Annotated in this window: 13 protein-coding genes; 3 read left to right on the top strand and 10 right to left on the bottom strand. The window is 41.9% G+C overall.

The features are described 5' to 3' along the window. The 9 genes from pilV to murJ form a co-directional block, all read right to left on the bottom strand. Positions 1-555, bottom strand: a complete 555-nt coding sequence (gene pilV, locus BIZ38_RS08725) for a type IV pilus modification protein PilV (protein WP_054551955.1) — start codon at positions 553-555, stop codon at positions 1-3. Positions 556-737: 182 nt separating this feature from the next. Further along, positions 738-1,448 carry a LytR/AlgR family response regulator transcription factor gene (locus BIZ38_RS08730; RefSeq protein WP_222938029.1) on the bottom strand — a complete coding sequence of 237 codons (711 nt, stop codon included), beginning with the start codon at positions 1,446-1,448 and terminating at the stop codon, positions 738-740. Next, entirely contained in the window at positions 1,445-2,470 is a 1,026-nt protein-coding gene (locus tag BIZ38_RS08735) for a sensor histidine kinase (protein WP_138616955.1), read from the bottom strand. Before BIZ38_RS08735 ends, BIZ38_RS08730 begins: the two co-directional genes overlap by 4 nt. A gap of 38 nt (positions 2,471-2,508) precedes the next feature. Further along, the gene (gene ispH, locus BIZ38_RS08740; RefSeq protein ID WP_187490124.1) at positions 2,509-3,438 is read right to left on the bottom strand and encodes a 4-hydroxy-3-methylbut-2-enyl diphosphate reductase; all 930 of its coding nucleotides are present in this window, start codon (positions 3,436-3,438) and stop codon (positions 2,509-2,511) included. Then, positions 3,438-3,878 carry an FKBP-type peptidyl-prolyl cis-trans isomerase gene (gene fkpB / locus BIZ38_RS08745; protein WP_054551758.1) on the bottom strand — a complete coding sequence of 147 codons (441 nt, stop codon included), beginning with the start codon at positions 3,876-3,878 and terminating at the stop codon, positions 3,438-3,440. Before fkpB ends, ispH begins: the two co-directional genes overlap by 1 nt. Next, complete coding sequence (gene lspA / locus BIZ38_RS08750) at positions 3,875-4,375, bottom strand: signal peptidase II (RefSeq protein ID WP_054551759.1); 501 nt, start codon at positions 4,373-4,375, stop codon at positions 3,875-3,877. The genes fkpB and lspA overlap by 4 nt, the downstream gene beginning before the upstream one ends. 9 nt (positions 4,376-4,384) lie before the next feature. Then, the gene (gene ileS, locus BIZ38_RS08755; protein ID WP_187490125.1) at positions 4,385-7,210 is read right to left on the bottom strand and encodes an isoleucine--tRNA ligase; all 2,826 of its coding nucleotides are present in this window, start codon (positions 7,208-7,210) and stop codon (positions 4,385-4,387) included. A gap of 25 nt (positions 7,211-7,235) precedes the next feature. Beyond that, a complete protein-coding gene (ribF, locus tag BIZ38_RS08760) occupies positions 7,236-8,162 on the bottom strand; it encodes a bifunctional riboflavin kinase/FAD synthetase (RefSeq protein WP_187490126.1) in 927 nt (308 codons plus the stop codon). A 73-nt stretch (positions 8,163-8,235) separates the two neighbouring features. Beyond that, positions 8,236-9,816 carry a murein biosynthesis integral membrane protein MurJ gene (gene murJ, locus BIZ38_RS08765; RefSeq protein ID WP_268795023.1) on the bottom strand — a complete coding sequence of 527 codons (1,581 nt, stop codon included), beginning with the start codon at positions 9,814-9,816 and terminating at the stop codon, positions 8,236-8,238. 243 nt (positions 9,817-10,059) lie between these two features. On the opposite strand from murJ, the gene rpsT reads away from it, so the two are divergent. After that, positions 10,060-10,320: a 30S ribosomal protein S20 gene (gene rpsT / locus BIZ38_RS08770; protein ID WP_036967030.1), complete on the top strand. Its 261-nt coding sequence runs from the start codon at positions 10,060-10,062 to the stop codon at positions 10,318-10,320. Between the two features lie 98 nt (positions 10,321-10,418). Here the strand turns inward: rpsT and BIZ38_RS08775 are convergent, their stop codons facing one another. Continuing rightward, on the bottom strand, positions 10,419-10,802 hold the full coding sequence (locus tag BIZ38_RS08775) for a response regulator (protein ID WP_054551762.1): 384 nt from the start codon (positions 10,800-10,802) through the stop codon (positions 10,419-10,421). Positions 10,803-10,953: 151 nt separating this feature from the next. Here BIZ38_RS08775 and BIZ38_RS08780 point away from each other — a divergent pair, with 151 nt between their 5' ends. Then, complete coding sequence (locus BIZ38_RS08780; protein WP_054551763.1) at positions 10,954-11,397, top strand: hypothetical protein; 444 nt, start codon at positions 10,954-10,956, stop codon at positions 11,395-11,397. Between the two features lie 100 nt (positions 11,398-11,497). Continuing rightward, entirely contained in the window at positions 11,498-11,743 is a 246-nt protein-coding gene (locus BIZ38_RS08785; protein ID WP_054551958.1) for a hypothetical protein, read from the top strand. The last annotated feature ends 368 nt before the right edge of the window (positions 11,744-12,111 follow it).

The raw sequence follows: 12,111 nt of genomic DNA on the forward strand, positions 1-12,111 counted from the left end.
TTATGACCTTAAGTATATGTAGCTTTCAAGCACGACTAAACGGCGCTTGTCGTTTTGTGTTCCACAATCAATAGCAGCTGTCGCATTATTTGCTTTTTGCTCCTGCCTACCTTGCCAGCTGATCACCACCCTTATATTAAATTCACTCGCATTTCCTGCTGCGACTGGGGTGTTATTTATACACACAGTGGCATTATCTAAAGCACCCGTATTTTCACGAGCTTGAATTGCGCGGATCCATTGTTGTTTATCAAACTCAGCTATATTTTTTGCAGTACAAGCGGAATTAAAACATGTCTGAGCTTTGTCGGCTGCTGATTGACTACTAAACTCTCCATTGTATAAACCGGCAAAACCCGAAGAGTCGTTTGCTCTCATACGTTGGATTATGTCATTACCAAGTGCCACAGCAGCTGCACGCTGCATTGAATCAAAGCTAGCTTGTTTTGCTTTAGCTTGTAAGGCCACGGCACCTAATAAACCAAAACTCAAAATAACAAAGGCAATAAGCACTTCAATAAGCGTAAAACCTTTCTGCTCAGAATGTTTAATCATGGTGAAGTTCATTGATACTTTTACATACCATAAGAATATTACGATACAGATAAATAACAATCTGTATATGGACAAGCGGTCATAATGCGCGATAAACGGTACTGAAACTTTCTTCAGAGCAAAGTAATAAACAATAAAGAAGCTGGGACTTTAGGAGATAAGCTGCTGCATTGAGAGTTTTTTTATTTACCCATTACAGCTTTTACATTTTTAAGCTCTCGACGACTAACAGACAAAGGCTCTTTAAACTGCTTCATCGTGACTGTATGTCCACCAGAAGAAGGACTATTAAGGCTTACAATATGGTGCTTATTGACAAGTGTATTACGATGAATTCTAAGTAGCTGCAGAGGATAGGTTTGCTCAAGTTGTTTTAAACTTTGCTCAACAAGTGCCTCACCTTCAAAAAACACCACCCGCGTGTATTTTTGCTCTGCAATACAGCAAATAACATCATCTATATTTACTCTTCTTAATACGCCTGCAAGTTGATAACAAATATAGTTATTTTCAGGTGTTAATACTTGAGTTCGGTTTAATTTACTAAGCTGCGCCATTGCTTTTGTTAAAGCTTGCTCGGATACAGGTTTAACTAAATAGCCATCTACTGCGAGCTCAAATGCAGTTAACGCATACTCAGGATGCGCTGTTAAAAACATCACTGCAGGGGGGATCGAAAACTGTTTTAGTTCAGCAGCTACTTCAAGGCCCGACTGCTTGGGCATATTAATATCCAGCATCACTAAATCAGGCTGGAGCTGCTTACAAAGTTCAATCACCTGTTCGCCGTTACTGGCTTCACCTACAACTGTGCAAAGTTCGTTGGTAGCTAATAAACGTTTAATACGCGCCCTTGCTAAAGGCTCGTCATCAGCAATTAAAATTTTTATCATGCGCTTCTCTTCTTAGGTATCACCAATTTCACCCTAAAGATCTCATCACGAACAGTCGTAGTCAGTTGCGCTTTTTGATGATAGAAAAGTGACAAACGCTGGCGGATGTTTTCAAGTGCCATACCGTTGCCTGCTCGTGAATGGCTCCCTTGCTTCGCTACAGGGTTAGTTATAATGAAAGTATAAGCTTTGTTCGATTGATACATCTCGACAGAAATGTTGCCCTGCTCTGCTGGCTCTACGCCATAAAAAACCGCATTTTCAATAATCGGCTGTATTGTCAGACACGGAATATCTATATCTGGTAACTCATCAGGTAATTGCCAGCTTAATGCTAGGCGTTCGCCATAGCGCCAACGTTCAAGTGCCACATACTGCTGGCATAAAGTGATTTCATCAGCAAGCTTTATGGCTTTACCGCTGCGCATTGCGGCCTGCGACAGCGCCGCCAGCGCCAAAATTGCTTGTTCAGCCGCCTCAGCATCATAATGGGTAAGCTCAGCAGCAGTGTTTAAACTATTAAACAAAAAGTGAGGGCGTATTCTTGCTTGTAATGCATCAAGTTCAGCCTGCGCTAACGCTTTCGTTTGTTGCTCTTTTTGATTATGAATAAGCAGGAATTGGCTGAACAACGCGGTGACCAAAAATATGATCAGTAAATTACTGACAATAAAGTTAGCTCTCGACTCCATAGCGAACACATCTGAAAACACAGACAAAAACAGCCAGCTAAAAACAGACGTTAATGCCAGTAAAGTGGATATCAGAATGAATAACTGTTTAGGGTGCGACAGCTTTGTAAGTAGAGCCCGGCATACATACAGTAACGACAAGCTTGAAAGAAAAATTAGATGTAAAAAGCAGCTAAATATAGCTAGACGTAACCAAACATCACCTAAGCTCATTGGTGAAAAGGCGAGTAAAATAGCAATGACTTGGCTGACGATCAGTGTGGCAAGGACACCACGAGATTGAAAAAGAGCCGCAATCAGCAAGCCGTTTGAATTAGGCTGTTTGCTCATGGGCTCCTCTTTTAACTGTTGACTACTATTTGCTTAGATTAGCGTAGCTCAACAGGAACGGCAAATACTATGTTCTCTTCTTCGCCAGGATTTTCAACAACTTGATTGCCACCCAATTCTTTTAGACGAGCAATAACTTGTTGAACTAAAACTTCTGGTGCAGATGCACCTGCAGTAACACCCACCGCATTTACATTGTTGAACCAATCAGCTTCAAGATTACTTGCATCATCAATCAAATAAGCCGTAGTGCCCATTTTATCGGCAAGCTCACGTAAACGATTAGAGTTAGAGCTATTTTTAGCCCCAACTACAAGCAATACATCCACTTTATCAGCTAAGTCACGCACTGCATCTTGACGGTTTTGCGTAGCATAACAAATGTCATCTTTACGCGGGCCATCAATTGCTGGAAACTTAGTGCGTAATGCATCAATCACATCTGCTGTATCATCTACAGATAACGTTGTTTGGCTACAGTAAAACAGGTTCTCAGGGTTTTTAACCGTTAGGCCAGCAACATCTTCAGGGGTTTCTACTAAGTAAATACCACCTGCTTCGTTATCGTACTGCCCCATTGTACCTTCTACTTCTGGATGACCATGATGGCCAATTAACACACACTCAGTACCTTTACGGCTTGCACGTGTTACTTCCATATGTACTTTTGTTACCAACGGGCAGGTTGCATCAAATACTTTAAGGTCACGTCGCTTTGCCTCGCTTCGAACAGCTTGTGATACACCATGCGCACTAAAGATAACAATGCTGTCGTCAGGAACCTGATCTAGTTCTTCAACAAAGACTGCACCGCGATTTTTCAAGCCATCAACAACATATCGGTTGTGAACGACTTCATGACGCACATAGATTGGCTTTTCAAAGATATCGAGTGCGCGCTCCACAATACTGATTGCACGATCAACGCCTGCGCAAAAACCACGTGGGTTCGCTAATAAAATATCCATTAACCTGTTACCTCTAAAATATCGACTTCAAAGGTTAAGCGTTGCCCTGCAAGTGGGTGGTTAAAGTCAATAGTAACTGACTCACCTTGCACTTCACGAACAAGACCAGGTAACTCTGTACCATCAGGCTGAGTAAAGGCAATAATATTACCTACTTCAGCAGGCGTGTCTGCACCAAACTTGCTGCGGTCAACATAGTAGATGTTATCTGGATTTGGCTGACCAAATGCATCTTCTGGCTCTAATGCAAATGACTTACTTTCACCAGCCGCTAAACCGAGTAAGCACTTTTCAAAGTTTGCTGTCAGGCTGCCATCACCCATTCGCAATTTTGCAGGTTTATTATGTACTTTAGTTGAATCGGCTGCTGAGCCATCTTCTAACTTAATTGAGAAATGAAAGATCACTTCAGAGTTTTCACCAATTACAGCTTGGCTCATGCTTGTTGCTCCTTAGGACTTTCGCCTGTGAAGGCATCAAATAAAAGTAATGCGGCACCGATACAAATCGCACAATCGGCAATATTAAAAACAGGAAAGTGCCAGTTTTCGTAATATACATGCAGGAAGTCAATAACATAGCCATACGCGATTCGGTCGTATAAATTGCCTATTGCACCGGCTAAAACTAACGCATAAGCAGAACATAATACCTTGTTAGACGCAGGTAAACGTTTCAGCCACCACACTAAAAGCACACTGATCGACACTGCAATCAAACTAAAGAACCAGCGCTGCCAGCCACCTGAATCACTCAAAAAGCTAAATGCCGCACCATAGTTGTGTACATAGGTGAAGTTAAAGAATGGCAGAATATCTATCGACTCTTGATAGGCCATGGTATTAACGACAAGTGATTTTGTCGCATAGTCTACTACCAAAAGCAGTAGACTAAGCCATAACCAAACCAAGCCACTTTTTCCGGCTAGTTTGCTCACAAACAACTCCTATGCGAACTGACGCTGTTCACCATCGCCGTCAACATTGCTTACACAACGGCCACAGATTTCAGGGTGTGCAGGATCAGCACCTACATCATCACAGTAATGCCAACAACGCTCACATTTTTCAGCGGTTGTTGCGGCAACTTTAATGTATAAGCCATCAATTTCTGTAGCTTGCGTATCCTCTGGCTGCGTAGTCACAGTTTCGACTGTCACGCCTGAAGTTAATAGTACAAAGCGCAGTTCATCACCTAATGCAGCTAATTTCGCACTTAACTCTTCACCTGCATAGATGCTTACGTTTGCTTGTAGAGTTGCACCAATAACTTCTTCTTTACGCGCCGCTTCTAGCACACGGTTTACTTCATCACGAACGTTTAGGATTGTTAACCAATCATCGTTGCTGAACTTACCTTGTGAAGAAGCTTGTAAGCCATCGTACCACACAGAAGTGAATACAAACTTGTCACGCTCACCTGGTAATGCTTCCCAGATTTCTTGCGCAGTGAAGCTTAAGATCGGTGCCATCCAACGGGTCATTGCTTCAGCAATGTGATAAAGCGCAGTTTGACATGAACGACGCGCATGGCTGTCGCTTTTCGCTGTGTATTGACGATCTTTGATTACGTCTAGGTAGAACGAACCAAGCTCACCAGTACAGAAGTTCATTAGCTTTTGCGTTACAAGTAGCATTTGGTACTTGTCGTAAGCCGCTAAGATTTCATCTTGCAGTTCAGCTGCACGGCCCACAATCCAACGGTCAAGCTCAACCATGTCTTCAATAGCAACTTGATCTGTTTTTGGATCAAAACCACTTAAGTTCGCAAGTAAATAACGGCTCGTATTACGAATACGACGATAACGGTCTGCTGAACGTTTAAAGATTTCATCAGATACAGTCATTTCAGCTGTAAAGTCAGTTGATGCAACCCATAAACGTAAGATGTCAGCACCTAGTTTGTTCATCACGTTTTGTGGTGAAATTACGTTGCCTAATGACTTAGACATCTTACGGCCATTTTCATCAACCGTGAAACCATGTGTTAGCACTTGCTTGTATGGCGCATGACCATTGATAGCAACCGATGTCATCATTGACGACATAAACCAACCACGGTGTTGATCAGAACCCTCTAAGTAAAGATCAGCAGGACCGGTTAAATCTTCACGTGCATCAACCACACATGCGTGAGTCACACCTGAGTCAAACCATACATCTAGCGTATCTTGAACTTTCATGTATTGCTCAGCGTCATCGCCAAGTAAAGTAGCTGGATCTAAGTCATACCAAGCTTGAATACCTGATTTTTCAACTAATTTCGCCGCTTCTTCGATAAGCTCTTGTGTATTCGGGTGAAGCGCACCAGTGTCTTTATCAACGAATAATGCAATTGGCACACCCCATGTACGTTGACGTGAAATACACCAATCAGGACGGCCTTCAACCATGTTTGCAATGCGGCTCTCGCCCCACTCAGGTAACCACTCAGTCTTTTTGATTTCGTTTAATGAATCTTGACGAAGGTTAGCTTGGTCCATACTTACGAACCACTGTGGCGTAGCACGGAAGATAATAGGTGTTTTATGACGCCAGCAATGTGGGTAGCTGTGCGTAAGCGCATGATGATGCAATAACGCATTGTTTTCAGTTAATACGTCAATGACGCTCGCATTCGCTTTGAATACGTGCTGACCTGCAAACATTGGTGTGTCAGGTAAGTAAACACCGTTAGCACCAACAGGGTTAGCTACTTCTAAACCATAAGCAAGACCTGCCGCGAAATCTTCTTGACCGTGACCTGGTGCAGTATGAACAACACCAGTACCAGAATCAGTCGTTACGTGATCAGCCACAATCACAGGCACTGTGAAGTCATAGAACGGGTGAGCAACCTGTAAGTTCTCAAGTGCAGCACCTTTTACATAACCGAGTACGTGGTAATGTTTGAAGCCATAACGGTCCATAGCATCTTTAACTAGCTCAGAACCTAAAATTAGACGTTGCTGTGCACCTTCGTCATCAATTTGAACAAGGGCATACTCAAGCTTTTCGTGAACGGCTACTGCACGGTTAGCTGGTAATGTCCACGGTGTTGTCGTCCAGATAACTGTACTAACTGCACCGGTACCTTCATGGCCTTCAGCAAGTTCAAACGCAGTGATTACAGCATCTTGATCAGCAAATTCAAAGCGTACATCGATTGCTGGAGACTGTTTATCTTGGTATTCAACTTCTGCTTCAGCAAGTGCTGAACCACAATCTGTACACCAGTGAACAGGCTTAGCACCTTTGTGTAAGTGACCATTTTTAATGATGCGACCAAGCACGCGAATTGCGTTCGCTTCAAAGTCAAAGTTCATTGTTAAGTAAGGCTTGTCCCAGTCACCAAATACACCAAGACGTTTAAAGTCTGTTTTTTGACCCTCGACTTGTTTTTTAGCGTATGCGCGACATTTTTCACGGAACTCAGCAGCAGACACTTTCACGCCTGGCTTGCCTACTTTCTTTTCAACCATTAATTCAATTGGTAAACCGTGACAGTCCCAACCCGGCACGTAAGGTGCGTCGAAGTCAGACAAGGTTTTTGACTTAACAATAATATCTTTAAGAATTTTGTTTACCGAGTGGCCTAAATGGATATCACCGTTTGCATACGGAGGGCCGTCATGCAAAATGAAGGTTTTTTTACCTTTTTTAGCGCTGCGAATTTGACCGTAAAGATCGTCTTCATACCATGTCTTAAGCATCTTTGGTTCACGTTGTGCCAAATTGCCGCGCATTGGAAACGCTGTTTCCGGTAAATTCAAAGTATGTTTGTAGTCGCTCATTAATCCTACTTTCCGTATCGGCTACCTAATTTAAACCAAAACACTGCTTAGCGGCGGTTACATCATCTGCAATCTGCGCCGTCAGTTGTGTTAATGTCTCGAATTTTTTCTCATCGCGAAGCTTTTTAATTAGCTCCACGTGCATAAATTGTCCGTAAATGTCTTGCGCAAAGTCGAAAAGATGAACCTCTAACAATGCGCGTGTCCCATTAAATGTGGGTTTGTTGCCAATATTTGCAACCCCATATAATTCTTTATCACCCACTTTTGCTCTTACCGCAAATACCCCATTTACTGGGCATACTTGGCGTTTTAGCGCTATGTTGGCCGTTCTGAACCCTAATTCACGACCTTTCGCCCAGCCATGAATAACACGCCCAGAAATCGCATAGCCATGACCTAACATGGTTTTTGCATCTTCCAATTGCCCTGCAGCAAGCGCATGGCGAATAAGGGTACTACTCACTCTATCATTGAGTCTGCGAAAACTTGCAGTACTTTTCACATCCATGTTCAGCTCAGCGCCCATGGTTTTTAGTAACGCAAAATCGCCACGACGACGTTTGCCAAAACAAAAGTCATCACCAACAGTTAATGCTTTAACGCCTAGCTTTTCAATCAGTACTTGGCTGACAAACTGTTCTGCTTCCATGTTGGCAAATTGCTGATTGAAGCTAATACAAATCACTCGTTCCACGCCTAATTTAGCAAGCAAACTGAGCTTATCACGTAGTCGAGTTAAACGCGCGGGTGCATTATCTTTGGCAAAAAACTCTTGTGGCTGAGGCTCAAATAACATCACGGTACTTGGCAATTGATGCTTTTCTGCGTCTTGCAGCAAGCCTTTAATCACTTCTGCATGACCTAAGTGCACGCCATCAAAATTACCAATGGTCAACACACAGCCATAATGCTGCGCGCGAATATTGTGAATACCTCTAATTAACTCCATGCCACCTTTTTGCCTTTATCAGCGAGCCCAAAACATTGATATCGGGCTTGAAGCGCCGATTATAATCTTTTTTTTAGTTTGATTCAGTAGTTGCAACACTTTTTATCGTATTTAGTCGCACACCTAGAATGAATAAGGCCGCAAAGTAAACAAAAACCGCCAGCACTAATAATCCACTCAACAGCAGCACTTGCTCAGTAAAGTGCCATGCTTTCCAGGCAAATTGCTGGCCCACATACCATACAGATGCGGCCATTAATAAACTTGAAAACAAACACTTAAAGGTGAAACCAAGGCTCATCGCAGAAAACTGATAAACGCCTTCTTTACGTAGTTGATGATACAACAAATAGGCATTACAACTGGCCGACATCGCGGTTGCTAACGCTAACCCCAAATAGCCAATAAATGGAGCTAGCATAATGTTAAACACCATATTTAACACCAGTGTTTTAATACCAATTTTTACGGGGGTTTTAGTATCTTGACGCGAATAAAAGCCCGGTGCTAACACCTTGATTAACATAAAGCTAACCAGTCCAACTGAGTAGGCCATGACACCGTAACTTACCGCTTTTACATGATCAATTTCACCGTCCTGAAATGCACCATGATCAAATAAAACCGTAATAATGAGCGGGCTTATCACCATTAAACCAAACATAGCAGGCAAGCCTAAGAAAATAACAAATCTCACCCCCCAATCCAGGGTTAGCTGAAAATCTTTTGTGCTTTTAGTGCTATGTAGCTTAGACAATGCGGGTAAAATTACCGTCGCGATACCGATACCGAATAAGCCAAGAGGAAACTCAATTAAACGGTCTGAGTAGTAAAGCCACGCGATAGAACCGGTCATCAACATTGAGGCAATCATGGTGTCGAGCAACAGGTTTATTTGACTGATAGACACGCCAAACAAGGCTGGTAGCATGAGTTTTCGCACTTTTTTAACGTTTTCATCTTGCCAGCCCCATTTTGGGCGGCTCAGCATACGGGCACGGTACAAAAATGGCAACTGAAACAGTAACTGCACTACCCCCCCAACAAATACGCCAATGGCAAGGGCATAAGCCCCAACTGAAAATTTATCGTGCAATAAAACTGCGCAGCTAATAATCGATATATTCAACAGCACAGGTGTAAACGCTGCAACAGCAAAGCGATTATAGACGTTCATGACCGCACCGCTCAGGGCAACCAAACTCACGAAAAATAAATAAGGGAAAGTCAGTTTTAACAGTGCACTGGCCAGTACGAACTTCTCGGCATTTTCGCCTCCTTGCCACCAATCAATAAACCAGCCAGTTCCAAATAAGGCCGCTATAACTGGAGAAGCAATAACTCCGAACAGGGTAACAATTAATAAAATAGTTCCTAACGTACCGGCTGCTTGAGCCACAAACAACCGGACTTTATCATCACCTTGTTGCTCTTTTATCTCAGATAAAACCGGCACAAATGCTTGGGCAAAGGCTCCTTCAGCAAATAAGCGTCTTAGGAAATTAGGAATTCGATTGGCAAATAAAAACACATCCGCAGCAGCACTGGCACCTAGGAGATTCGCCACAACCGCATCTCTTACTAACCCTAAAATACGCGAGATCATCGTCATTGCACTAACAATCATCCCAGAACGAAATAATCCTTTTGCCACCTTAAACCCATTATCAAAAAACTTCTAAGATGGGCGATTATGCCTAAAATATCTTTAAAGCACTAGGCTCGAACCCGACCCTTTGTTACAATGGCGATATTAACTGCTAAAGCGGCAAATTGATGTTCGTTATAAGGAGCAGTTTTTCTTGAGATGTCAAAATTTCGTTGACATTCATGATAAAAACAGGCATATTCCACGGCCTTTAAATTAAGCTTATTTTAAGATTGTTAGGAGCAAACCTTGGCTAACATCAAGTCTGCAAAAAAACGCGCTATTACGAGCGAAAAAAATCGTCAACATAACGCAAGCCGTCGTTCAATGATGCGTACTTACTTCAAAAAAGTAGTTGCTGCAATTGAAGCGGGCGACAAAGAAGCTGCACAAGCGGCATTCGCTGTTGCAACACCTATCCTAGACCGTTACGCAACTAAAGGTCTAATCCACAAGAACAAAGCAGCTCGTCATAAGAGCCGTTTAGCAGCTAAAATCAAAGCGCTATAATTTGTTTTTGATGAATACGAAAAAACCGGCTTTTGCCGGTTTTTTTTTGTTTGTAATTTAACAAGGCACCTGTTCTAAATGCCTCAATAGTTAATTAGCTAGACAATTTCTAGTTCTGGGTAAAACTTTTTCAGCATTGCCGCAATTTTCTTAGGTGTAAACGGTTTTACTACAAATCCTTTAGCGCCCTTTTCAATTGCTTCTTTAACGTTTTCTACTGTTGAATGAGCCGAAACCATCACGACATTCGCTTCGGGCGAAATTTCATTTATTTGCGTGATAATCTCTTTACCATCTCCATCGGGTAATTCAATATCTAGAAAAATTATATTGAACTCTTTCTCTTTACATGCGCTTAAACACTGTGCGGCTGTAGAAGCTTCACGTACATTATCGATACCAAGGTGCATTAATGTTTGATTTAGAAAACTGCGGACCGTACCTACGTCGTCCACAATTAGAATTGAAAGCTGCGTATCCATACTATTCCTCTTAAACTATGAAGATAAACACTCATTGCACTGTAGAGTGTAACGCATTTAAGCTATGAGTGATTTGAATTTGACTATTATATCAAAAACTTCGTTATAATCTCATTATAGAGACCTATATTTAAAAGGCCAGATAAGCTTTATGTCTAATAAAATAAAAAAACAATCTTTACTTGGTAAAGCTCCTGCACGAAAGAAACCAACACAAGCAAAGCGCCAAAGACCAGTAAACCAACAACAAGCGCGCGCACAAGCTGCTCAGCACAGTGCTCCTGAAGTAGAACTTAAGAAAAGCAAAACACGGTGGTATGCACTCGCAGCAGTTGTATTAATTCTGCTAATTACGCCAAAACCCGTGTTAATCACTTACGAAAAGCTAGGTATGGTCTCACAAAGTATATTTTGGCCCGGGGTTTTTGGTTATGGTGCAAACTTATTTGATTCTACTCTTAGCCCCCGTGCAGACCTAAGCCGCAACATTATTTACCTGTGCCAAGATAAGCGTAAACCAGACACCTGTCAGAAGTACCGAGTTACAGAACAAAATGGATTTTTTGCAGCGATGAAAAAACTGATAATGGATTAAAAAATCTAATCCGAAAATTTAAAATTACTTGGTTGAAAGCTGTGTAAAAGATCACCATAATGGCGCTCCTTTTTCAACACAGACACGATCAGATACGACCATGCTAAACGAGCTAGATTGGCTTTTAAACTTAACGTTACTTGCACTAGGACTAGGTGCATTTTTTATTAACCAGCTAACATTACTGCGTTTTGCAGCGATTAGCGCGTGTAGTTTATTATTTTTATCGTTTAGTTTAGATCTGATGTCATCAAGCGTAATATCAAACATGAGCTTGGTGTTGATCAACACATTTTATTTATTCAAGGTCTACACATTTGGCCAGTTGAATATTAATCAAGGTTAATCTTCCCCTAAGATAAATTGATAGAATAGGCTATATCATCTATCAGCATTTATGCCCAAGCAGTCCCCTGCTTGGGCTTTTTTTTGCTTACAAAATGGTTGAACTGAGATACCATTAATGGCGTATATATACCCAAGCCACCTCAAGATGCAGAATTCAGCGTTTCACAGGTGCTTAATATCAAGGCGTTACTTTGCAAGAATGGTGGTCCCTTTTAAGAAGTAACAACGATGAGAGTAAGTGCCTGTGAAACGCCCAGAGGGTTGGTTTAAAAGCGATTTATACTGCGTTATTGATTTTAACAATAGAACCACTATTATTTGCAATCAATGCCTTGCCTAAATCGCTTTTAATTCCAACTGAAACTC

It is taken from the genome of Pseudoalteromonas sp. BZK2 (assembly GCF_014349195.1).
Lineage (GTDB): Bacteria > Pseudomonadota > Gammaproteobacteria > Enterobacterales > Alteromonadaceae > Pseudoalteromonas > Pseudoalteromonas simplex.